This window comes from Kocuria sp. CPCC 205260 (assembly GCF_040981045.1).
In the GTDB taxonomy this organism is placed as follows: domain Bacteria; phylum Actinomycetota; class Actinomycetes; order Actinomycetales; family Micrococcaceae; genus Kocuria; species Kocuria palustris.
In genome coordinates this window covers 615,158-637,134 of the sequence record NZ_JAVKPT010000001.1, presented here as the reverse complement: position 1 = coordinate 637,134, position 21,977 = coordinate 615,158, and the positions used below count along the sequence as shown (strand labels likewise).

The window sequence follows — 21,977 nt, the reverse complement described above, 5'->3', positions numbered from 1 at the left end:
TCCAGCACCGCTCACCCCGACGGCTGCGGTCGGCGGGGTGTTGTCGTCCCGGGCGTCGAGCAGTAGACTCATGTGTCCGGCAACGGCCCTCAGGGGCAGTCGTCGGAGCTGGTTGACAACAGCATATGGGGATGATCGGTTTCGACGGTGTGAGTCGATTCTGGTGAAGCGGGCCGAGAACGCACAGTCATCTCGTTAATGTCCTGTGCAAACCAATAAGTGCCGAATCCAAGCGCACTGACTTCGCTCTCGCTGCCTGATTGAGCTAGCGACAGCAGTCTGTCAGCCCGGGGTCGCCTTCGCCCCGGTGTCTGGCATCAGCTAGAAGGCCACTGCTTCAGCCGTACGTCGCGGACGGCTGGTGAACACTTACGCGACTGAGCCTGTTGGTCGAGACGTGTGCTACAAGGACCAGGGCTGAGAAAATCCACAGCACACTGCGCCCGGAGAAGCCCGGAAGAAGCTGCACCGGACGGGGGTTCAATTCCCCCCATCTCCACATGTGATGCCTCGTGCATCGGCAGAGCGCCCCGGACCATTCAGTCCGGGGCGCTCTGCGTTGTGCTCGCATCCGCCCAGGGCCCTGGCTGCACCCCTCGGAGGGCCGCTCCGCGTCCCTGCCGTCGCATCGCTCGTCGAGTCGACGCTTCCCTGCGCGAAAACCGCACCATCGCACCGGGACGCGTCGATTCGGCGGGGGAGCAGGAGCCGGTCGGAGGGTCGTCGCGGACCTCCCTGCGGCGGGATTCACAGCCGAAGAAGCTGACAAGTCGGCTCTCAGGTGTTTACCTGGGGGCGCACAAGATCTGAAAGCTGTCTGTTAATCGCTGCCCGGGCGGTTCCGTGTCGGAGCCGCAGGATCGAGGCGGCACGGAAGGAACGCATGGCTGAGACACCCCACGAGACCAGACCGCCGGCAGCGGACGAGCACAGCACGCCGCCCGAGGATCCCCTGGACTCCGATCTGCGTCCCCAGAACCAGATCGCCGATGACGACACCGATGCCCAGATCACCGAGAAGCTCAAGGCTCAGGGCGTCCGGCTCCGTCGCGGCAGCATCGCACCGGCGGTGTTCTGGCCCGCGCTGATCGCGATCATCGTGGTCACCGCCTGCGCGCTGATCTTCCCGGACTTCACGGCCGATGTGCTGCTCGGGGCTCAGACCTGGCTGGTGACCAACCTGGGCTGGTACTACATGACGGTCATCGCGGCCTTCATCGTGTTCGCCCTGTACATGTGCTTCTCGCGCTTCGGCAGCATCAAGCTCGGGCGTGATGACGAGGAGCCCGAGTTCTCCTGGATGAGCTGGTTCGCCATGCTCTTCTCCGCGGGCATGGGCGTCGGTCTGGTCTTCTACGGCGTGGCTGAGCCGCTCACCTACGCGACCTCTGATCCCAAGCCGGGCTGGACAGGCGACCAGGTGGAGCTGGCTCAGCTGGGTATGGCCCAGACCTTTGTCCACTGGGGCCTGCATCCCTGGGCGATCTACGCCGTGATCGGCCTGGCTCTGGCCTACGCCATCCACCGCCGCGGCCGCCCGGTCTCCATCCGCTGGGCGCTGGAGCCGCTGCTCGGCGAGAAGCGCGTCCAGGGCTGGATGGGCGACGTCATCGACATCCTGGCCGTCTTCGGCACCATCGCCGGTGTGGCGACCTCGCTGGGCCTGGGCGTCCAGCAGATCGGCGCGGGGCTGGCTGCCATGGGCGTCGTCGAGTCGGCGGATATGACGCTGCTGATCATCCTGATCGTCGTGATCACGTTCCTGGCCACGGCCTCTGTGGTCACGGGCCTCGGTCGAGGCATCAAATGGCTGTCGAACATCAACCTGTCGCTGGCCGGCATCCTGCTGATCGCGGTGCTGCTGCTGGGTCCCACGCTGTTCATGTTCCAGAACTTCATCCAGTCCCTGGGCGTGTACCTGGCCAACGTGCTGAACATGAGCTTCGACGTCGGCGCCTACCAGGGCGAGGAAGGCGCGGCCTGGGGCGCTGCCTGGACCATCTTCTACTGGGGCTGGTGGGTCTCCTGGGCGCCCTTCGTGGGCGTGTTCATCGCCCGCATCTCCCGCGGGCGCACCGTGCGCCAGTTCGTCGCCGGCGTGCTGCTGGTGCCCACCACGGTCGGGTTCTTCTGGTTCTCCGTGATGGGCGGCGCGGGCCTGTTCCGCCAGCTCTTCGGCGAGGGCGGCCTGGTCGACCCGGAGGAGGGCGTGATCGCCGAGTCCGCTCTGTTCGATCTGCTGGCGGACATGCCGATCGGCGGGATCCTCTCGGTGCTGGCGATCGTGGTCATCGCGATCTTCTTCATCACGTCCTCGGACTCGGGCTCGCTCGTGGTGGACATGCTCGCCTCCGGCGGCCACCCGAACCCGCCCACGTGGTCGCGTGTGACGTTCGCCGTGCTCGAGGGCCTGATCGCGGCAGCTCTGCTGCTGGCCGGCGGGCTCACCGTCATCCAGGCCGCGGGACTGATCACGGCGCTGCCGTTCTCCGTGATCCTGATCCTCATGGCCATCGCCACGGTCAAGGCCATGCGCACGGACCTGGAGCAGATGCAGGACCGGGAGCTGGAGCAGCGCTACCGGCGCGTCTCCGAGATGCTCCAGGAGGACTTCGACTCGAGGTTCGGCGAGCAGGTGGATACCCGAGTCGATCACCGGATCGACTACCGCCTCTCCCGCACCACGGGGCCTGTCACGGGCAGGTTCCGTCGGCTGAAGGGCAACGAGAAGAAGTGACCGTCTGTGCCGATCAGCGCCCTGCGGGGCCGTGATCGGCGAAGAGGATCCCACGGGGGTCGTCGAGCACCGCGCTCGACGGCCCCCGTCGCCTGTGCACACCGCCGCCGTCCTGCCGCGACTGTGGGAGAATCGGAGGCGACCCACGAACATCGGACCTCCCTCAGGAGACGGACTTGAGCTACCAGCCCCCGCACAACGCAGACCAGTCGTCCCCGTGGTCGGACGGCGGCGCACGGGCAGACGGCGCGGCCCGCGACGGCGGCCCCAAGGGCCCCGCGCACGATCCCGGCCAGGAGGAGGCGCCCCGCTACGGCGTGCGCGCCCCGCAGGAGCCCGCCCCGTCCCAGCAGGGCGTCCCGCAGTACGGCCGCTACGACGACGGCCAGAGCTCGTACAGCGCCGGTCAGCCGGTGCAGACCGCCGGCTACGGCGCGGGCGCGAGCGCCCCGGCGCAGCAGTCCTACAGCGGCTACCCGAACCAGGACCCCTACGCCCAGGGCGGCTACCAGCCCGGCCGCAAGGTCAAGGACGGCAAGGGCATGGGCATCGCGTCCCTGGTGCTCGGCATCGTCAGCGTCCTGCTGTTCTGGCTCCTGGGCCTGTTCATCATCGCCGCCGTGATCGGCCTGATCCTGGGCATCGTCTCCCTCGTGCGGGCCTCCAAGGCGCGTGCGGGCAAGGGGTTCGGGATCGCGGGCGTGATCCTCAACGGTTTGGGCCTGATCCTCAACGGCCTGATCCTGGTGCTCTCGCTGATCTTCGGCGCGGCCATGATCCAGGTCTTCAACGACCCGGACGTCCGCAGCTGCTGGGACACCTACATGGGCACCGAGATGACCACGCAGGACCAGGCGGACTTCGAGCAGTGTGTCAGCGACACCGTCGACCAGCAGCTCGACGAGGAGCCTGCGACCGCCAGCTGAGCGATCCGCGCCGCGGTGCTCCAGCCCAGCGGCAAGGACCTGCTCGCGCACGCAGACGAGGGGGCCGAGGCATCATGCCTCGGCCCCCTCATCCGTCTGAGCTAGCCCGCGGGCGATAGGGGATCAGTCGCCGATCAGCTCCAGGACCTGGTCGTGCAGCAGTCCGTTGCTGGCCACGGCGTTGCCGCTGAACGGGCCGGGGGCCCCGTCGAGTCCGGTGAAGCGTCCGCCGGCCTCCTCGACGATCGGGACCAGTGCGGCCATGTCGTACAGGTTCAGCTCCGGCTCGGCGGCCAGGTCCACGGTGCCCTCGGCCACCAGGCAGTAGGACCAGAAGTCGCCGTAGGCGCGGGTGCGCCAGACGCGGTCCGTGAGCTCCAGGAAGTCGTCGCGGTGCCCACGGTCCTTCCACCCGCTGAGCGAGGAGTAGGACAGCGAGGCGTCCTCGAGCCGATCCACCGACGAGACGCCGAGCCGCTCGGCCTTGGCCAGGGATCGTCCTGCCCAGGCCCCGGTGCCGGCTCCGGCCCACCAGCGCCGCTGCAGGGCGGGGGCGGAGACCAGCCCCACCACGGGGACGCCGTCGTCGATCAGGGCGATCAGCGTGGCCCACACGGGCACGCCGCGCACGAAGTTCTTGGTGCCGTCGATCGGGTCCACGACCCACTGCCGGGATCCGGAGCCGGTGGTGCCGAACTCCTCGCCGAGCACGGAGTCCCGGTTGCGGACCCGGGCCAGCTGCGCGCGGATGAGCTGCTCGGCATCGCGATCGGCATCGGTCACCGGGGTGAGATCGGGCTTGGTCTCGACCTGAAGCTCCTGGGAGCGGAACCGCGCCATGGTGAGCGAGTCGACCGTGTCGGCGAGCACGTGGGCGAGGCGGAGGTCATCCGTGTAGGAACCGTGAGGGCGCATGCTCTCCAGGCTAGCGGAGGCTCAGGCCCCCAGGGTCTTGGACTCGGCCTCCTGCTCGTGTCCGGAGCTCAGCAGGCGCCGCAGCGACTCCAAGCGCTCGGGGCCCGCCTGACCTGCGTGTCCCTGCGCGACCCATGCGTCGAGGGCGCAGCCGGGCGCCTCGGCCAGGTGCGTGCAGCCCTTGGGGCACTCGGCGATGGCCGGGCCCAGCTCGTCGAAGGCCTCGACGATCCGATCGGGCTCCACGTGCGCCAGGCCGAAGGAGCGCACACCGGGGGTGTCGATGATCCAGGTGCCGGCAGGGGAGTCGGGGACCCGCAGCGCCAGCGCCGAGGACGAGGTGTGCCGCCCGCGACCGGTCACGGCGTTGACGCCGCCCGTGGCCCGCTGTGCGCCGGTCAGGGCGTTGACGAGCGTGGACTTGCCGACGCCGGAGTGGCCGAGCATCACGGAGACGCTGCCCAGCAGCCTCTCGCGCAGCGCGTCGACCAGCTGCTGATCCAGCGGCAGCGAGTCCTCCTCGGCCGCTGAGGCGCCGTCGCCGGCGGCTCCGGAGGTCAGCACGGACAGCTCGAGCGCTCGGTAGTGCTCGATGAGCCACGACGGGTCCTGCAGATCCGTCTTGGTGATGATCAGCAGCGGCTCGATGCCGGCGTCGTAGGCGGCGACCAGCGAGCGGTCGATGAAGCCCGTGCGCGGCTCCGGCTCCGCGGCCGCCACCACGATCACCAGACGGTCGGCATTGGCCACGACCACGCGCTCGACGGGATCGGTGTCATCGGCGCTGCGGCGCAGCAGCGTGGTGCGCGGCTCGAGGCGCACCAGCCGGGCCAGGGTGTCCGGGCGTCCGGAGACGTCCCCGACCAGGCCGACCCTGTCTCCGGCCACGATGGGGGTGCGGCGCAGCTGCTTGGCGCGCACGGCGGTGACCAGGCGCTCGTCGTCCGAGGATTCGTCGACGACTGCGGTGAAGCGGCCGCGGTCCACCGCGACGATCCGCCCGATCACGGCATCCTCGTAGGCGGGCCGCTCCTTGGTGCGCGGCCGGGAGCCCTTCTTGTTGGCCCGGACACGGACGTCCGACTCGTCCAGCTCGTCCCAGGACGATGCCCTGCGATCAGCGCGCGCCATGGCTGTCTGAGCGCTGGGGAACGGGGGAGGACCCGGGCTGGACGGGCACGGCACCGGTGTCCAGCACGGAGCCGGTGACCATCTGATTCCACAGCTGCGGGAACTGCGGCAGGGTCTTGGCGGTCGTGGCGATGTCCTCGACCTGCACCCCGTCCAGGACCAGTCCGATCACGGCGGCGGCCGTGGCCATGCGGTGGTCCTCGTAGGAGCGCATGACGGCCGGGTGCAGCTGCCCCGGCTCGATCCGCAGGCCGTCGGCGGTCTCCTCGGCGCGGCCGCCGATCCGACGGATCTCCGTGACCAGGGCGGCCAGACGGTCGGTCTCATGCCCGCGGAGGTGGGCGATCCCGCGAAGCACCGATGGCGAGTCCGCCACCGCGCAGATCGCCGCGACGGTCGGTGCGAGCTCCCCGGCCTGGCTGAGATCGAGGTCCACGCCGTGCGGCGGCTTGGACGCGCTGACGGTGAAGGTCCCGTGCTGGCCGTCGGCCTCCGGCTCCAGGCTCACCTGCGCCCCGAAGGCGGGGAGGATCTGCTGCCAGTGGGCTCCGCCCTGAGTGGTGCGCAACGGCCAGCGGGGGATCGAGACGGTGCCGCCCGAGACGACGGCCGCCGCCAGGAACGGCCCGGCATTGGACAGGTCCTGCTCGATGCTCAGATCGACGGCCTGCACGGTCCCGGGGGACACCGACCAGGCGGCGGGCTCGGAGCCCTCGACGCGCACACCGGCCTCCCGCAGGGTCTGCAGCGTCATCTCCACGTGGGGCAGGGACGGCACGCCTGCGCCGTCAGCGCCCACGTGGCGCAGCTGCAGGCCGTGCTCGAAGCGGGCGGCCACCAGCAGCAGCGCCGAGACGAACTGGGACGACTCGGAGGCGTCGATGCTCAGCTGCCCGCCGGGCAGGGCACCACGGCCGATGACGGCGAAGGGCAGGCGCCCGGGCTCGCCGAGCTCCTGGACCTCCACGCCGAGCCCGCGCAGGGCCTCGATGACCGGCCCCATGGGTCGGCGCTCGGCGGCGGCGTCCCCGTGGAACTCGGTGCGACCGGGCACCAGGGCCGCCAGGGCCGGCACGAAGCGCATGACGGTGCCGGCCAGCCCGCACTCGATCCGCCGCTCGGTCGCCGTTCCGGCGGCATCCTCAGCGGCCGCCTGCGTCCGCAGGTGCTCGAACGGGATGGGGGTGATGAGCCAGTCGTCGCCGAAGTCTCCGTGGCCCGGGACGTCCTCCACCCGGGCGCCGAGCTCGCGCAGGGCCTGGGCCATGAGCTCGGTGTCCCGGGAGCGCAGCGGAGCCCTCAGGCGCGACGGGGCATCGGCCACGGCGGCCAGCAGCAGCCAGCGGTTGGTCAGCGACTTGGACCCGGGGACGGTGAGGGAGGCCTGGACGGGACGGGAGCCGAGGAAAGGAGCCGGCCACAGCGACGTGGCTGCGACCGGCTCCTGGTGCTCGGGCTCCTCCGGGAGATCGCGGGTCACGCAGTGCTCCGTTCGGGGTTCGACGAGGTGGTTCGGCGAAGGGCGCTCAGCGCTTCTTCTGTGCCTTCTTGGCGGCCTTCTGCGCCTGCTTGATGCGCTCGGCCGAGCGCTTCTGCGCCTGCTCGGCAGCCTTCTTGGCCGCCTTGCGGGAGCCGCGGGTGGACTTCTCAGCGGACTTCTGGGCCTGCTCGAGGCGCTTGGAGGCATCGGCGGCGAAGCTGCTGGAGGACTTGGTGGCCGCATCCACGAAGTGCTTGGCGCGCCAGGCCAGCGACGGACGGCCGTTGGTGTCCACGGTGGCCAGCATGGTGGCGCCGATCAGCGACACGTTCTTCAGACCGGAGTTGCGGCGAGCGGCCTTCTGCTCCTTGGAGCCGTGCTCGGCCGCCTGGAAGTCCAGGTACGCGTTGAGGCTGGTGGTCACGACCAGCACGGAGGCTGCGGTGCGGGGGAACTTGCCCAGGCCGTAGGCGACACCGGCGGTGACCTGCGCGGCGGCCAGTCCCTGCGCCACGACGGCGCTGTTGGACACGGCCGACTTGGCCTGCGGGACGGCGCGCTCGACGCCGGTCAGGACCGGGGCCAGGTGCTCGGCCGAGCGCGACGAGTTGCGGAAGGCGTCGACGCCGTTGACCACGAAGCCGGTGGCCAGCAGCGGACGGGCGATGATGCGGATGATGCTCATAAGGGGTCCTCCTGTATGTACTGGCGGTCCGGCGTGCGCGGACCGGTGGCCCTTGTTACCGGCCATCCTAACCAGGCTGTCGGTCACCGCACCGGCGCTGGCCCGAGGTGTCGGGACGGCGTCACGATCCGGCGGCCGGAAGGGGCTGCCTGCACAGCGCTTCACCTGCGCCGCGCGGAGGTCCGGGAGGTCGCGGCCGCGACCCGGCGGAATAGACAGGCCCCGCCGACCGTTGCGCGTTGTCGACGCACCGGGAGGCAGACAGACCCTGCCGGACCCGACAGGACAGGAGAGGAGGGACATGGTGCTGACAGCGACCCGCACGGCCGCGACTGCTCCGGCCCGCCTAGACTTGTCCGCGATGAGCGAAGCAGATGACACCGCGGACCGGACCAAGCCGAGCGCGCAGGACGGCCCCGTCGAGACCGCGCCCGATGACGACCTGATGGCCGAGTCCGGCCCGGCTGCCCCTGAGGAGCAGCCCGTGGACCTCGAGACCGAGACCCCGGAGCAGCGTGCCGAGCGCTTCGAGCGCGAGGCCATGGTCTACGTCGACCAGCTCTACGCGGCGGCGCTGCGCATGGCGCGCAATGCCGCCGATGCCGAGGATCTCGTCCAGGAGGCCTACACCAAGGCGTTCTCGTCCTTCCACCAGTACCGCCCCGGCACGAACCTCAAGGCCTGGCTGTACCGGATCCTGACGAACACCTACATCAACCTGTACCGCAAGCGCCAGCGCGAGCCCAAGCAGGCGGACACCGAGACGGTCGAGGACTGGCAGCTGCACCGCGCGGAGCAGCACACCTCCTCCGGCCTGCGCTCGGCGGAGGTCGAGGCCCTCGACCACCTGCCCGACTCGGACGTCAAGCGCGCCCTTCAGGAGCTGCCGGAGGACTTCCGCATGGCGGTCTACCTCTCCGATGTGGAGGGCTTCGCCTACAAGGAGATCGCCGAGATCATGGGCACGCCGATCGGCACCGTGATGTCGCGGCTGCATCGTGGCCGTCGGCTCCTGCGCGAGATGCTCAGCGATTACGCGGCCGACCGCGGGATCGACACCACCAAGGGCGGTCGCCGCAAGTCCTCCGCCACGCAGAGCGCGGCCGCCGACACCAAGTCCGCCGCCAGGGCCCGGGCCGCCCAGCGCACCACCGACGAGAAGCAGAAGGACTGACCATGACCGATTCCCAGCGCGATGCTCACGACGACGGCGCTCCCTGCGGCTGCTCGCAGGCCCAGCTCGAGCGGATCCACGAGTACCTTGACGGCGCCCTGACCGTGGACGACGTCCGCGCCATCGCGGAGCACCTGGACGACTGCCCGGACTGCACGCACGAGCACGACCTCGAGCGGGAGATCCGCACCGCGGTGCGGCGATCCTGCGCGGAGACCGCCCCGGAGACCCTGCGGGCCTCGATCATGTCCCGCATCAACGAGGCCTGCGGCCGCACCGAGGCCGGAGCCCAGGCGGAGTCGGAGTCCGTCCGCCAGAGCACCCAGTGAGCACAGTCGCGGGAGAGCTGTCCCCGCGCGCATGACGAAGGCCCCGACCGGAGGAGCTCGAGGATCTCGAGCCGCCCTGGTCGGGGCCTTCGCTCACTGCTGTCCCAGTCCGGCCCGGGAACGGGCTCAGGAGTTGGGGCGCTTGCCGTGGTTCGCCTTGTTCTTGCGGCGGTCCTTGCGCTTGCGTCCACGCTTGCTCATGCGTGCCTCCTCGGTCGAGTGGTCGGGGATCCGACGGGGGCGGACGGCGTGGGACCGCCCGCAGCCTTCCGCGGACATCCGCCCATTGTTCCACATCCGCGCATGCGGAGGGAACGAGGCGGCGCCGATCGCGCGGATCACTGCGGCTCGGGCAGATCCAGCCAGGAGTACCAGCCGCGGTGCAGCACGAGCCAGGCGATGAGGCCGTAGCCGGCCTGGCCGGGGCTGCCGTCGTTCGCCGAGAGGTCCTTGCGCCACTGCTCGTGGTGCTGCAGCGGATTGAAGGTGTCGACGTAGATGTGGTTGCGCCGAGTGACGACGTCCGCGAAGGCGGCCGAGAGATCGGCGATGCGCCGGTTGCGATCCGGGTCCAGGGTGGGCGGGGGGCCCACCACGAGCACCTTCACGTTGGACTGCGCCGCGGTGTCGACCATGTTGGCCATGTGCAGGCGCGAGCGCGCCGTGGTGATGGCCAGGTCGACGTCGCGCGTGGACGGAGCGATCACCAGGCGGTTGTCCGCACCGGCGGCGAAGCGGAGGGAGGCCTCGCCGAACCAGCGGTCGTTGAGCGCCTCGCTGCCCTCGCCGGGGGCGGCGAGGACGTAGGAGGAGATCGGGACCACGTCATGGGGCGTGCGGGCCAGCACGCGGCCGTACCAGCCAAGCGCCCGGGGGTCTCCGGCGCCGGCCAGCAGCTCGTCGCCGACCGCGACCATTCTGATCCTGCGTTGCTCCACGGGGTTCCTCTTCTTGATGTTCAGCACGGATGGTGGGCGGTGCGGTCCGGGCCTCGGGGGAGGGCCTCGATCGGGCCGCCGGTGACTCAGGCACCCGTCTCATGCAGCCTGTGCCGCCGCTGTGGCAACGGTACATCCTGCGGGGCCGCGCACGGGCACCGCGCGGGACATGGGACGACGGGTGACGCCTGGTCGTGACGACGGCGCCCGGCCCTCCTGCCGCCGCAGCGGGAGGCGGACCGGGCGCCGTCGTCAGGTGCGCCCTGGGGCGCGGCGATCGGCTCAGCGGCCCTCGAAGAGCTCCTCGATGAGGGTCTCGAGCTCGAGGGAGTGGCGCTTGGCCGAGCCGGCTGCCGGGGAGGCCGAGGCCGGGCGCGAGACCAGCGAGACGCGGCGGTCGAGCTCCGGGACCAGGTTGACGGCCATGAAGGGCCACGGGCCCTGGTTGGCCGGCTCGTCCTGCGCCCACACGACCTCGGCGTTCGGGTACTTGGCCAGCTCCGCGCGGATCTCCTCGCTCGGCAGCGGGTAGAGCTGCTCGACGCGCACGATGGCGGTGCTGCGATCGTCGCTCTTCTCGCGGTGCGCGGCGAGGTCGTAGTACAGGCGGCCGGAGACGAGCACCACGCGGGTGACCTTCTCGGCATCCAGACCGGCCTGGTCCTCGATCACCGGGCGGAACGTGCCCGAGGTGAAGTCCTCGACCTGCGAGCTGGCGGCCTTCAGCCGCAGCAGCTGCTTGGGGGCGGCCACGATCAGCGGCTTGCGAGGACGGGCGTAGGCCTGACGACGCAGCATGTGGAAGTGGTTCGCCGGGGTCGACGGCTGCGCCACGATCATGTTGCGCTCGGCGCACAGCGCGAGGAAGCGCTCGATGCGGGCCGAGGAGTGGTCCGGGCCCTGACCCTCGTAGCCGTGCGGCAGCAGCATGACCAGCGACGAGCGCTGGCCCCACTTCTGCTCGGCCGAGGAGACGAACTCGTCCACGATCGTCTGGGCGCCGTTGATGAAGTCGCCGAACTGCGCCTCCCACACGGTCAGGGCGTCCGGGCGCTCGACGGAGTAGCCGTACTCGAAGCCGAGCACGCCGTACTCGGAGAGCAGCGAGTTGTAGATCGCCAGCGTCTCCTGGTCATCGACCAGGCCGTTGATCGGGATCCACGGCTTGCCGGTCTCGTTGTCGAAGAGCACCGCGTGGCGCTGGGTGAACGTGCCGCGCTGGACGTCCTGGCCCGACATCCGCACCGGGATGCCCTCCATCAGCAGGGAGCCGAAGGCCATGATCTCGCCCATGCCCCAGTCGATGCCGCCGTCGACGGTCATCTTTGCGCGGCGCTCGAGCAGCTTGGTGAGCTTGCGGTGGACCGTGAAGTCCTCCGGCGACTCGAGGTGGGCCTGGCCGATACGACGGGCGGTGTCCACGGAGATGGCGGTCGAGCGGGGGATGGAGATCCCGGAATCGGCCTGCTGGGCTGAGGGGCGCTCGATGTTCGAGATCGCGGCGGCATCGCCGGTGACCAGCGGGGCCTCGGAGGTCTGGGCCTCGTGGGTCTCGGTGAACACCCGCTCCAGGCGCTCCTGGTAGTCCTTGAGCGCGCGATCGGCCTCGTCCTGGCTGATGTCGCCGCGGCCCACGAGGTTCTCGGTGTAGACCCGGCGCGTGGAGCGCTTCTGATCGATCATGTCGTACATCACCGGCTGGGTCATCGAGGGGTCATCGCCCTCGTTGTGACCGCGGCGGCGGTAGCAGATCAGGTCGATCACGACGTCCTTGTGGAAGCGCTCGCGGTACTCGAAGGCCATCTGGCCCACGTGGGTGACGGCCTCGGGGTCATCGGCGTTGACGTGGAAGGTCGGCACCTGCACGGCGCGGGCGACGTCCGTGGCGTAGGTCGAGGTGCGACCGGCCTCCGGACCGGTGGTGAACCCGATCTGGTTGTTCACCACGACGTGCACCGTGCCGCCCGTGGCGTAGGCGGGCAGCTCGGCCATCTGCATGACCTCGTAGACCACGCCCTGACCGGCCATGGCGGCATCGCCGTGGACCTGGATGGGCAGCACCGGGAAGGTGCCGTCGCCCTCGGGGCCTGCGCCCAGGACATCGGTCTTGGCGCGGGCGACGCCCTCGATCACCGGATCGGCGGCCTCGAGGTGCGACGGGTTGGCACCCAGGTAGACCTGGGTCTGGTTGCCGGCATCCGAGGTGAAGGTGCCCTCGGTGCCCAGGTGGTACTTGACGTCGCCGGAGCCCTCGGCGCGGGGATCCTGGCCGCCGTCGAACTCGCGGAAGACCTGGGCGTAGGACTTGCCGGCGATGTTCGTCAGCACGTTGAGGCGCCCGCGGTGGGCCATGGCGATGGCCACGCCGGCGAGGTTCTGATCGGCGGCATCGGAGATCACGGCGTCGAGCAGCGGGATCAGCGACTCGCCGCCCTCCAGCGAGAAGCGCTTCTGGCCGACGTACTTGGTCTGCAGGAAGGTCTCGAAGGCCTCGGCCGCGTTGAGGCGGCTGAGGATGCGGAACTGCTCCTCGCGCGAGGGCTTGGTGTAGCCCTTCTCCAGGCGCTCCTGGAAGAACTCGCGCTCCTGGGGGGCGTCCAGGTGCATGTACTCGACGCCGATCGTGCGGCAGTAGGCATCGCGCAGCAGGCCCAGGATGGTGCGCAGGGTCAGCATGCGCGCCCCGCCGAAGCCGCCGGTGGGCCACTCGCGGTCCAGGTCCCACAGCGACAGGCCGTAGGTGCGGATGTCCAGATCCGGGTGGGCGCGCTGTTCGTAGCCCAGCGGGTTGATGGCGGCCATCAGGTGGCCCCGGACGCGGTAGGCGTGGATCAGCTGCTGGACCCGGGCGACCTTGTTGACCTCGGTCTCCGGGTTCACCTGGTTGTCGGTGACCCAGCGCACGGGCTCGTAGGGGATCCTCAGCCCGTGGAAGACCTCGTCCCAGAACTCGTCGCCGAGCAGGTAGGACTCGATCAGCTTCAGGAACTCGCCGGAGCCGGCGCCCTGGATGACGCGGTGGTCGTAGGTCGAGGTCAGGGTGATGACCTTGGAGATCGCATTGCGCGCCAAGGTGCGGGGGGAGGAGCCGCGGAACTCGGCGGGGTAGTCCAGCGCGCCGACGCCCACGATCGTGGCCTGGCCCTTGGACAGGCGGGGCACGGAGTGCACGGTGCCGATGCCGCCGGGGTTGGTCAGCGAGACCGTGGTGCCGGCGTAGTCGTCCATGGTCAGCTCGCCCTTGCGGGCACGGCCGACCATGTCCTCGTAGGCATCCCAGAACTCGCGGAAGGTGAGGTCCTCGGCGCCCTTGATGTTGGGCACCACCAGGTTGCGCGAGCCGTCCTTGTTGGGCAGGTCGATCGCCAGGCCGAAGTTGACGTGCGCCGGGTGGATGGCCACCGGCTTGCCGTCCTGCTCCTCATAGGTGACGTTCATGGACGGCATCTTCTTCAGCGCCTTGATGACGGCGTAGCCGATCAGGTGCGTGAAGGAGACCTTGCCGCCGCGGTTGCGGGCCAGGTGGGAGTTGATGACGATGCGGTTGTCGATCAGCAGCTTGGCCGGCACCGCGCGCACGGTCGTGGCGGTGGGGACCGACAGGGAGGCCTCCATGTTGGCGGCCACGGCCTTGGCCGGCCCGCGCAGCTTCACCACCTTGTCCTGCGGCTCGTCCTGCGGCTGCTCTGCGGATCCTGCCGAGGTGGACTCCACTGGGGTGCTCTCCTGGGTGCTCTTGTTCGTGGTCTTCTGGGGGGCGGGCTTCGAGGCGGCGGCGCTCGGACCCTTCTGCTGCGCGGCGGAGGACGGCGCCGGCTTCTTCGCCGGTGCCTCCGCCTCTGCTGCGGACTCGTTCGTCGTGGCCTCTGCCGGGGGCTCCGGGGAAGCTGCCGCGCTCTCGCTGCCGGAGGATGCGGCGCGGTCCATGGCCTCGAACACCGGCCACCAGTCACGATCGACCGAGTCGCGATCCTTCCGGTAGCGCTCGTAGAGGTCCTCGACCAGCCACTCGTTGCCCGCGAACTCTTCCGGGATCAGATCTCGTGGTGTGCTTGGCACGTGCCTACGCCTCATTCTGTCGTCAGTATCGCCGCGGCCGCCGTCGGCCGCGCCTGAGGACCGCCCTGCCGGGTCCGGACCCTGAAGGGCGGCTCGTCGTCGAATCCGCCCGTTCCGACTCAGCCCGGGACGCGGCTGGAGGCGCTGCTCCCGGGTGCGGTCATATGCATCCAGAGTCTAGTAGGGCGAGTCGGCCAGGGCCAGCAGGGGCCGCGCCCGTGGCCCGCGCGGCTGAACGGCGGTCCTAGACTTCGGTGCGTGCGATTCCTCAACACCCCTGTCACGGATCTGACCTACGACGACGCCTTCCTGGTCCCGTCGTCCTCCGCGACCTCCTCGCGCTTCGACGTGGACCTGGCGGCGCCCGATCCGACCGGCTCCACGATCCCGCTGGTGGCCGCGAACATGACCGCGGTGACCGGCAAGCGGATGGTCGAGTCCATGGCCCGGCGCGGCGGCCTGGCAGTGCTGCCGCAGGACCTCCCGCTGGAGGTCGTGGCCCGGGAGACCGACTGGGTCAAGGCGCGTCCCCTGCGCTTCCTCTCGGCGCGCACCTTCCGCGCTGAGGACACCGTCCACGACGCCCGGACGCGACTGGGCGAGTACGCCCACGGCAGCGTGCTGGTCGTCGACGACGACGGTCGACTGCTCGGGCTCGTCCAGGAGCCGGACTGCCAGGAGGCGGACAGCGGCGCCTCGCTGCGCTCGGTCATGCGCACGGACCTGCCGGCGATCCCGGAGCAGGACCTGGCCGTCGAGGGCATCGGTGCGGCCCCGTCGTCGCTGGTGCCGACCATGGCAGCCGTCAGCCAGCGCCTGGCGCAGTCCGGCACCGAGGTGGCCCCGGTGGTCTCCGCCGAGGGCATCGCGCTCGGCGTGATCACCTCCCAGGCGGCTGTGCGCGCCACGATCTACGCGCCGGGCACGGATGCCGACGGACGGCTGAGGGTCGCCGCGGCCATCGGCATCAACGGCGATGTGGAGGGTCGGGCCCGAGCGCTCGTCGAGGCCGGCGTCGACGTGCTGGTGGTCGACACCGCTCACGGGCACCAGCGGAAGATGCTGCAGGCGCTGGAGACCGTGCGGACGGTGGCCGCCTCCCGCCCGATCGTGGCGGGCAACGTGGTCACGGCGGACGGCGTGCGCGACCTGCTGGGGGCCGGGGCGGACATCGTGAAGGTCGGTGTGGGCCCGGGGGCCATGTGCACGACCCGCATGATGACCGCCGTGGGGCGTCCCCAGCTGTCGGCCGTGCTCGAGTGCGCCGAGGCCGCCGCCGAGCTGGGCGGGTCCGTGTGGGCGGACGGCGGCGTGAAGCATCCCCGGGATGCCGCCCTGGCGCTGGCCGCGGGCGCCAGCCAGGTCATGGTGGGCTCCTGGTTCGCCGGAACCCACGAGAGCCCCGGGGAGCTGCGGCGAGCCGCCGACGGCCGCCTCTACAAGGAGAGCTTCGGCATGGCCTCCACGCGCGCCGTGCTGGCTCGGACCGAGGGGCTGGAGGCCTTCGAGCGCTCGCGCCGGGCCATGTTCGAGGAGGGCATCTCGAGCTCCAGGATGTACCTGGACCCGCGTCGCCCGGGGGTGGAGGACCTGATCGATCACCTCACCGCCGGGGTGCGCAGCTCCATGACCTACGCCGGAGCCTCGAATCTGCCGGAGTTTGCAGATCGCGCTGTGCTCGGCATCCAGAGCCGCTCGGGATATGAGGAGGGCCGCGCGCGCTCCGAGAGCTGGAGCTGAGTGCGCGAGCGGTCGGATCGCGCTCGGGCTGGGTCCGGGCGGCAGCATCTGCTACTGTCGGCGCCTAGATGAAAACGATTATCAATAAGAGCCGGCCCGGCGGGGCGGCCGACGAGCTTCCCGCCGCGGCCCGCGCAGGGCGACCCGCGGGGCGGCCTCGCCGCGGAAGCCGCTGCTCAGCGACCGGCCTCCTGGCTCTGGCCGCCGTCGGGGCCCTGGCGATGACCGGGTGCACCTCCGGCCATCAGGCTCGGGCAGCGGCGGACGACGAGACGCTGCGCGTCGTCGCCTCGACCTCCGTCTATGCCGACATGGCCCGGGAGATCGGCGGGGATGACGTCGAGGTCACGGCCATCATCGACTCCCCGGCCCAGGACCCCCACTCCTACGAGGCCACGCCGCTGGATGCCCTCATCGTGCGCGACGCCGACCTGGTGATCGTCAACGGCGGAGGCTACGACAGCTTCATGGACGGCCTGCTCGAGGGCTCTAAGGCCCGGGTGATCGACGCCGTCGAGGTCTCCGGCCTGGAGGCGTCGGACGAGGCTGACGACGAGCACGACCACGACGGCCACGACCACGAGGAGCACAGCGAGGACGAGAGCGCGCATGAGGCGCACTCCCACGACGGCCACGATCACGCCGCCTTCAACGAGCACGTCTGGTACGACCTGCCGTCCATGGAGCGCCTCAGCGGGGCCCTCGCCGACGGCATCGGCGAGCTGGCGCCGGAGGAGGCCCCCGAGGTGACCGAGCGCGGGCAGCAGTACGCGCACAGCCTCCACGAGCTGGGCGTGCGCGCCGAGGACCTGCACCTCGAGGGCTCCTTCCTGGCCACCGAGCCCGTCGCCGATCACCTGCTCGAGCGCGCCGGTCTCCACGACGCCACTCCCGAGCAGCTCACGGCCGCGGTAGAGAACGGGCTGGACATCCCGCCGCTGCTGTACCTGGAGGCCGAGGAGGCCCTGGAATCCGGGGAGGCGGACGTGCTCGCCTACAACGAGCACACCGCCAGCGGGCAGACCCAGCGGCTGCAGGACACCGCTGAGGAGACCGGGGCGGACGTCGTGTCCTTCACCGAGACCGTCCCGGAAGGCGTCACCTATCTGGAGTGGATGAGCGCGAACGTCGACCAGCTGGAGGAGATCCGATGAGCGCCGGCAGCACCGAGGCGGCACCCGTGGTGGAGTTCCGCCGGGCGAGCCTGTCCATGGGGCGGCGCACCCTGTGGTCCGGGCTGGACCTGCAGATCTCGCCGGGGGAGTACATCGCCGTGCTCGGCGGCAACGGCACGGGCAAGACCTCGCTGCTGCGGGTCCTGCTCGGCCTGCAGCCGCTGAGCGGCGGAGAGGTCCGGGTGCAGGGCCAGGCCCCGCGCTGCGGCTCCACCGGCATCGGCTATGTGCCCCAGCAGAGGGCCTTCGCCCGCGAGGTGCCCATGCGCGGCCGCGACCTGGTGGGCATGGGCCTGGACGGGCACCGCTGGGGGCCGCGCCTGCGCGGCCGCGCGTCCGCCCGGCGCCGGATCGACGAGGCCCTGCAGCGCGTGGGCGCCCTGGACTTCGCGGATGCCCCGGTCGGGCTGCTCTCCGGAGGCGAGCAGCAGCGCCTGCGCATCGCCCAGGCCATGATCACCGACCCGGACCTGCTGCTGTTCGACGAGGCCCTGCTGTCGCTGGACCTGAGCAGGCAGCGCGACGTCGCCGGACTGGTGGCGCAGCAGAGCCGGCGCACCGGGGCGGCCGTCGTGTTCGTCACCCATGACGTGAACCCGATCATCGACGACGTCGACCGCGTGCTGTACCTGGCGAACGGCTCCTTCCGCATCGGCACTCCGGACGAGGTGCTGCGCACCGACGTGCTCTCCGAGCTCTACGGGACCCCGATCGAGGTCGTGCGCGCCGGCGGGCGGATCATCGTGGTCGGCGCCGAGCGCGAGCACGCCCACCATCTCGATTCGGACCCTTCAGCCCACGAGGGCGCTGCGGTCCGACCGCCCCACGACGAAGGGAGCCGTCCGTGGACGACGCCATCTCGCTGAGCACGCTGCTGGAGCAGGTCTTCGTCTTCGAGCGCTACGGCGAGGTCCTGGTCCTGCTGCAGAACTCCCTGTACGCCGGAGCCCTTGTGGGCCTGGTCGGCGGCATCATCGGCACGTTCGTGATGATGCGCGACCTGGCCTTCGCCGTCCACGGCGTCTCGGAGCTGTCCTTCGCCGGCGGGGCGATCGCCCTGCTGGCCGGGACCTCGATCGTGACCGGCTCGCTGCTGGGCTCGGTGATCGCAGCGCTGCTGATCGGTCTGCTGGGTGCCCGATCCCGGGCGGCCAACTCGGTGGTGGGAGTGCTCATGCCGTTCGGGCTGGGCCTGGGCATCCTGGCGCTGTCGCTCTACCAGGGGCGCAGCGCGAACCAGTTCGCGCTGCTGACGGGCCAGATCGTCTCGGTCTCCGAGATCCAGCTGGTCTCGATCGCGATCCTGTCGATCGTGGTCCTGGCGGGGCTGGGGCTGCTGTGGCGGCCGCTGAGCTTCGCCAGCCTGGATCCCGCGGTGGCCCAGGCGCGGGGGCTGCCGATCCGGGGGCTGTCGATCGTGTTCATGCTCCTGCTGGGCGTGGCCGTGGCGCTGTCGGTGCAGATCATCGGCGCCCTGCTGGTGCTGGCCCTGCTGGTGACCCCGGCCGCAGCGGCCATGAGCCTCACGGCCTCCCCAGGACGCGTGGTGGTGCTGTCCGTGGTCTTCGCCGAGGCGGCGATGCTCGGGGGGACGCTTCTGGCGCTGGGCGGATCGCTGCCGATCAGCCCGTACGTCACTACGATCTCGTTCCTGCTGTGGGGCATCGCCCGGCTGCTGGGGCGGCGCCGCCGGGCAAGCGGACGGCTTCCGCGCAGCGGCCGCCCCGCGGGGCAGCCGCAGGCTCAGAGCAGGACGGGCAGCGCCGCGGGTTCGATCGAGATGACGGCAGGGCCGGAGCCCACGGGCTCGCCGTCCGCGTAGATCGGGCCGGTGGCGTCGATCCGCGCGGACAGGGCCGCATCCATGCTGACCTCGGGCAGCTCGGTGTGCGCGGCGCGCATCAGGAGCGGGAACAGGCGAGCGACGCGGGTGCGCGGCATGGCCCGGACCTGGAAGATCTCCAAGACGCCGTCGAAGGCCTCCGCATGCGGGACGATCCGCAGACCGCCTCCGATCGAGGACGTGTTGGCCACGGAGAGCATGAGCAGGCGCCGCGCCGACAGCACGGTCCGCCCTCCCGGCTGCTCGATCTCCAGGGACGTGAACGGAGACGGGTAGCGCAGCACCTCCACCGGAAGAGCGGCCAGATAGCGGGACTCGCCGCGCGGCCAGCGCCAGGAGTTCGCCCGCTGAGCGACCGCGGCGTCGATGCCGCAGCAGGCGGCGGTCGCGTACCAGCGCCGGTTGCCGTCGGCGAGCTCGATGCGCCCCAGATCCATGGACCGCGGGCCCTCGTCGAGACCGCGCAGCACCCGGCCGGCGGCTCGCTCCGGGTCGTTCTGCGGAACGCCCATGTGCCGAGCCAGGTCGTTGCCGGTGCCCGCCGGCACCAGCCCGAACGGGACCGGCTCCAGGCCCCGGTCGCTGCGCTGCCTGAGGACGTTGACCACGGTGTGGACCATGCCGTCCCCGCCCACGGCCACGACGGCGGCCACGGCCTCGCCCTCGGCGTCGGCCCGGGACAGCCTGCGCTGCAGGGATGCTCCCCACACCACGCCAGAGCGGTCGGTCGCGTCCTCCGGGGCGGTGCGGACGGTCTCGGTGCGGAAGCCTCCGGTGCGCAGGATGGCCGCCGCGCGCCGGGCCGTGTCCGGGCCGCGGCGCCTCCGCGGATTGACCACCAGGAGGATCAGCGGCGCGGTCCGCGCCGAGGACCGGCTCATGCCGCACCCGGGGCGTCGTCGCCCTCGTCATCGCTCGAGTCCTCGGCCGGGGCCTGAGCGGAGCATCGGGCGCACAGCCCGACGATCTCGACGGTGTGGTCGACCTGCGTGAAGCCGTGATCCTGCGCGGTCTGCGAGGTCCAGCGCTCGATCTCCGGCGCCTGCAGCTCCACGGTCGCTCCGCACCGGCGGCAGACCAGATGGTGGTGATGCTGCTCGGCGGCGCACTGGCGGTAGATGGACTCGCCGTCCTGGCTGCGCAGGACGTCGACCTCCCCGGCCTCGGCCATGGACTGCAGGATCCGGTAGGTCGTGGGCAGGGAGACGGACTCGCCGCTCTCGCGCAGAGCTGCGTGCAGGTCCTGGGTGGAGATGAAGTCAGACTGCGCGCTCATGGCGGCCTGGACCGCGCGGCGCTGGCGGGTCACGCGCACGGCGGCGTGCGGCTGCTGAGCTGACGGCGTGGACAACGAAGGACCTCCTGAACACGATCGCACCCGTGCCTGGGGGACGGCGGCCGGGGGATCCTCCATGCTACTCGGGCGCGGCCCCGGGCCCGGTGCGGTGGACGCGGGGGACGGGGCCCTCGCGAGGTCGCAGCGGATCAGTAGGCTGGGAGCACAGCACCGGCCGCGCCGCGCAGCTAGCGGCGGAACCGCACGGTGCAGGCATCGCTGAGGAGTTCCACGTGAAGCTGACCAAGTACACCCATTCCTGCGTCCGCCTGGAGATCGACGGCACCGTGCTGGTGCTGGATCCTGGCAGCTTCTCCGAGGTCGAGCAGGCCATGGACGGGGCCGATCATCTGCTGATCACTCACACGCATCCCGATCACCTGGATCCCGAGCGCGTTCCGGCGCAGCTGCGGCAGATGCGCGATCTGCAGGTCTGGGCCCCGGGCTCGGTGGCCGCCGATCTGCGCGAGCAGCTCGGCGCGGACGCGACCGACTCGAAGGGAGGCGAGCGCATCCACGACGTCGATGCCGAGACCGAGCTCGATCTGTCGGGCGTGCGGGTGCGCACCTTCGGCGGGCAGCACGCGCTGATCCACCCGCTGATCCGCACGGTCGACAACGTCGGCTACCTCATCGAGGAGCGCGTCTACCATCCCGGGGACTCGCTGGTCGTCCCGGACGGCATCACCCCGTCCACCGTGCTGGTCCCGCTGCACGCGCCGTGGTCCAAGATGGCGGAGGTCATCGACTTCCTCATCGCGGTCCGGGCCGAGAAGGCCTACCCCATCCACGACGCCCTGCTCTCGGACAACGGCTTCGGCATCGTGGAGAAGCAGGTCACGGCCTTCGCCGCCAAGTACGGCACCGACTACGAGCACCTGGACCCCGGCACGACCGTCGAGGCCTGAGCGCACCCCTCGCACAGCACACCCGGAGACACCCGCACACCCAGGAGGACGCAGTGACGACCATCTTCACCCGCATCATCGACGGCGAGATCCCCGGCCGATTCGTCTGGACGGACGACGAGTGCGTCGCCTTCCTCTCGGCGGATCCCCTGTCCACCGGGCACACCCTGGTGGTGCCCCGCCAGGAGATCGACCACTGGCTGGATCTCGACCCGGCGCTGGCCGGACACCTCATGCGCGTCAGCCAGGTCATCGGCCGAGCCCAGCGAGAGATCTTCGAGCCCCAGCGCGTGGGCCAGATGATCCAGGGCTTCGAGGTGCCGCATGTCCACATCCACGTGTGGCCCGTGTCCTCGACCGCGGACTTCGACTTCGCCAATGCGGACCACGATCCGGATCCGGCCGTGATGGACGACGCCGCTCAGCGCATCCGCGAGGCACTGCGCTCGGCCGGCCACGAGGCCCAGGTGCCGCAGGACTGAACCGGATGGGGCCCGCAGGACCCCGGCCGCCACGGCGCCATGTCAGCAGGCCCCGACGATTCCCGGATCGTCGGGGCCTGCTGACATCCTGCGGCAGAGGCAGCGGGTCACGGCGCGGG

At 70.8% G+C, this 21,977-nt stretch carries 19 protein-coding genes and 1 other RNA gene; 11 read left to right on the top strand and 9 right to left on the bottom strand.

Features of this window, described 5'->3' with window-relative positions:
* The first annotated feature begins 127 nt into the window (after positions 1-127).
* From ssrA to RF645_RS02820, 3 genes are all read left to right on the top strand, one after another.
* Positions 128-502, top strand: a transfer-messenger RNA (tmRNA) gene (ssrA, locus tag RF645_RS02830).
* Between the two features lie 381 nt (positions 503-883).
* Positions 884-2,737 (top strand): BCCT family transporter, encoded by a 1,854-nt coding sequence (locus RF645_RS02825; protein ID WP_006215251.1) that lies wholly within the window; start codon positions 884-886, stop codon positions 2,735-2,737.
* A 176-nt stretch (positions 2,738-2,913) separates the two neighbouring features.
* Positions 2,914-3,663: a DUF4190 domain-containing protein gene (locus RF645_RS02820; RefSeq protein ID WP_006215250.1), complete on the top strand. Its 750-nt coding sequence runs from the start codon at positions 2,914-2,916 to the stop codon at positions 3,661-3,663.
* A gap of 123 nt (positions 3,664-3,786) precedes the next feature.
* Here the strand turns inward: RF645_RS02820 and hisN are convergent, their stop codons facing one another.
* From hisN to RF645_RS02800, 4 genes are read right to left on the bottom strand one after another with little or no spacing between them, the layout of a single operon-like run.
* Positions 3,787-4,578, bottom strand: a complete 792-nt coding sequence (gene hisN, locus RF645_RS02815) for a histidinol-phosphatase (protein WP_006215249.1) — start codon at positions 4,576-4,578, stop codon at positions 3,787-3,789.
* Between the two features lie 21 nt (positions 4,579-4,599).
* The gene (rsgA, locus tag RF645_RS02810; protein ID WP_006215248.1) at positions 4,600-5,709 is read right to left on the bottom strand and encodes a ribosome small subunit-dependent GTPase A; all 1,110 of its coding nucleotides are present in this window, start codon (positions 5,707-5,709) and stop codon (positions 4,600-4,602) included.
* Positions 5,696-7,189 (bottom strand): 3-phosphoshikimate 1-carboxyvinyltransferase, encoded by a 1,494-nt coding sequence (gene aroA / locus RF645_RS02805; RefSeq protein WP_006215247.1) that lies wholly within the window; start codon positions 7,187-7,189, stop codon positions 5,696-5,698. The genes rsgA and aroA overlap by 14 nt, the downstream gene beginning before the upstream one ends.
* 46 nt (positions 7,190-7,235) lie before the next feature.
* Positions 7,236-7,874 (bottom strand): DoxX family membrane protein, encoded by a 639-nt coding sequence (locus RF645_RS02800; protein WP_006215246.1) that lies wholly within the window; start codon positions 7,872-7,874, stop codon positions 7,236-7,238.
* Positions 7,875-8,319: 445 nt separating this feature from the next.
* Between RF645_RS02800 and RF645_RS02795 the strand changes: the two genes are divergently transcribed.
* Both RF645_RS02795 and rsrA read left to right on the top strand, forming a co-directional pair.
* The gene (locus RF645_RS02795) at positions 8,320-9,048 is read left to right on the top strand and encodes a sigma-70 family RNA polymerase sigma factor (protein ID WP_171004064.1); all 729 of its coding nucleotides are present in this window, start codon (positions 8,320-8,322) and stop codon (positions 9,046-9,048) included.
* Positions 9,049-9,050: 2 nt separating this feature from the next.
* On the top strand, positions 9,051-9,377 hold the full coding sequence (gene rsrA, locus RF645_RS02790) for a mycothiol system anti-sigma-R factor (protein ID WP_006215243.1): 327 nt from the start codon (positions 9,051-9,053) through the stop codon (positions 9,375-9,377).
* Between the two features lie 126 nt (positions 9,378-9,503).
* On the opposite strand, the gene RF645_RS02785 is transcribed toward rsrA, so the two are convergent.
* The 3 genes from RF645_RS02785 to RF645_RS02775 all read right to left on the bottom strand — a co-directional run bounded on the left by RF645_RS02785 (position 9,504) and on the right by RF645_RS02775 (position 14,389).
* Positions 9,504-9,656 carry a hypothetical protein gene (locus tag RF645_RS02785; protein WP_157796656.1) on the bottom strand — a complete coding sequence of 51 codons (153 nt, stop codon included), beginning with the start codon at positions 9,654-9,656 and terminating at the stop codon, positions 9,504-9,506.
* 59 nt (positions 9,657-9,715) lie between these two features.
* The gene (locus tag RF645_RS02780; RefSeq protein ID WP_024290807.1) at positions 9,716-10,315 is read right to left on the bottom strand and encodes a GDSL-type esterase/lipase family protein; all 600 of its coding nucleotides are present in this window, start codon (positions 10,313-10,315) and stop codon (positions 9,716-9,718) included.
* A 282-nt stretch (positions 10,316-10,597) separates the two neighbouring features.
* Positions 10,598-14,389 carry a multifunctional oxoglutarate decarboxylase/oxoglutarate dehydrogenase thiamine pyrophosphate-binding subunit/dihydrolipoyllysine-residue succinyltransferase subunit gene (locus RF645_RS02775; protein WP_058871272.1) on the bottom strand — a complete coding sequence of 1,264 codons (3,792 nt, stop codon included), beginning with the start codon at positions 14,387-14,389 and terminating at the stop codon, positions 10,598-10,600.
* A gap of 243 nt (positions 14,390-14,632) precedes the next feature.
* Here RF645_RS02775 and RF645_RS02770 point away from each other — a divergent pair, with 243 nt between their 5' ends.
* From RF645_RS02770 to RF645_RS02755, 4 genes are all read left to right on the top strand, one after another.
* Positions 14,633-16,114, top strand: a complete 1,482-nt coding sequence (locus RF645_RS02770; RefSeq protein WP_058871271.1) for a GuaB1 family IMP dehydrogenase-related protein — start codon at positions 14,633-14,635, stop codon at positions 16,112-16,114.
* 221 nt (positions 16,115-16,335) lie between these two features.
* Positions 16,336-17,268: a metal ABC transporter solute-binding protein, Zn/Mn family gene (locus RF645_RS02765; protein ID WP_006215238.1), complete on the top strand. Its 933-nt coding sequence runs from the start codon at positions 16,336-16,338 to the stop codon at positions 17,266-17,268.
* Positions 17,265-18,155, top strand: a complete 891-nt coding sequence (locus RF645_RS02760) for a metal ABC transporter ATP-binding protein (RefSeq protein ID WP_058871270.1) — start codon at positions 17,265-17,267, stop codon at positions 18,153-18,155. The genes RF645_RS02765 and RF645_RS02760 overlap by 4 nt, the downstream gene beginning before the upstream one ends.
* Positions 18,146-19,111, top strand: a complete 966-nt coding sequence (locus tag RF645_RS02755; RefSeq protein WP_024290803.1) for a metal ABC transporter permease — start codon at positions 18,146-18,148, stop codon at positions 19,109-19,111. Before RF645_RS02760 ends, RF645_RS02755 begins: the two co-directional genes overlap by 10 nt.
* Here RF645_RS02755 and RF645_RS02750 read toward each other — a convergent pair.
* Both RF645_RS02750 and RF645_RS02745 read right to left on the bottom strand, forming a co-directional pair.
* Complete coding sequence (locus RF645_RS02750) at positions 19,033-20,013, bottom strand: diacylglycerol kinase family protein (protein ID WP_053447141.1); 981 nt, start codon at positions 20,011-20,013, stop codon at positions 19,033-19,035. The two genes, RF645_RS02755 and RF645_RS02750, sit on opposite strands and share 79 nt — an antisense overlap.
* Positions 20,010-20,483 carry a Fur family transcriptional regulator gene (locus tag RF645_RS02745; RefSeq protein ID WP_053447142.1) on the bottom strand — a complete coding sequence of 158 codons (474 nt, stop codon included), beginning with the start codon at positions 20,481-20,483 and terminating at the stop codon, positions 20,010-20,012. Before RF645_RS02745 ends, RF645_RS02750 begins: the two co-directional genes overlap by 4 nt.
* A 218-nt stretch (positions 20,484-20,701) precedes the next feature.
* Here RF645_RS02745 and RF645_RS02740 point away from each other — a divergent pair, with 218 nt between their 5' ends.
* A complete protein-coding gene (locus RF645_RS02740) occupies positions 20,702-21,376 on the top strand; it encodes an MBL fold metallo-hydrolase (RefSeq protein ID WP_058871269.1) in 675 nt (224 codons plus the stop codon).
* A gap of 53 nt (positions 21,377-21,429) precedes the next feature.
* Positions 21,430-21,858: an HIT family protein gene (locus tag RF645_RS02735; RefSeq protein ID WP_058871268.1), complete on the top strand. Its 429-nt coding sequence runs from the start codon at positions 21,430-21,432 to the stop codon at positions 21,856-21,858.
* The last annotated feature ends 119 nt before the right edge of the window (positions 21,859-21,977 follow it).

Excerpts from the sequence above, each read along its gene's own strand:
- RF645_RS02825 (WP_006215251.1), top strand. The coding sequence starts at position 884 with ATGGCTGAGACACCCCACGAGACCAGACCGCCGGCAGCGGACGAGCAC.
- hisN (WP_006215249.1), bottom strand. The coding sequence starts at position 4,578 with ATGCGCCCTCACGGTTCCTACACGGATGACCTCCGCCTCGCCCACGTG.
- rsgA (WP_006215248.1), bottom strand. The coding sequence starts at position 5,709 with ATGGCGCGCGCTGATCGCAGGGCATCGTCCTGGGACGAGCTGGACGAG.
- RF645_RS02800 (WP_006215246.1), bottom strand. The coding sequence starts at position 7,874 with ATGAGCATCATCCGCATCATCGCCCGTCCGCTGCTGGCCACCGGCTTC.
- RF645_RS02795 (WP_171004064.1), top strand. The coding sequence starts at position 8,320 with ATGGCCGAGTCCGGCCCGGCTGCCCCTGAGGAGCAGCCCGTGGACCTC.
- rsrA (WP_006215243.1), top strand. The coding sequence starts at position 9,051 with ATGACCGATTCCCAGCGCGATGCTCACGACGACGGCGCTCCCTGCGGC.
- RF645_RS02785 (WP_157796656.1), bottom strand. The coding sequence starts at position 9,656 with ATGTCCGCGGAAGGCTGCGGGCGGTCCCACGCCGTCCGCCCCCGTCGG.
- RF645_RS02775 (WP_058871272.1), bottom strand. The coding sequence starts at position 14,389 with ATGAGGCGTAGGCACGTGCCAAGCACACCACGAGATCTGATCCCGGAA.
- RF645_RS02765 (WP_006215238.1), top strand. The coding sequence starts at position 16,336 with ATGACCGGGTGCACCTCCGGCCATCAGGCTCGGGCAGCGGCGGACGAC.
- RF645_RS02760 (WP_058871270.1), top strand. The coding sequence starts at position 17,265 with ATGAGCGCCGGCAGCACCGAGGCGGCACCCGTGGTGGAGTTCCGCCGG.
- RF645_RS02750 (WP_053447141.1), bottom strand. The coding sequence starts at position 20,013 with ATGAGCCGGTCCTCGGCGCGGACCGCGCCGCTGATCCTCCTGGTGGTC.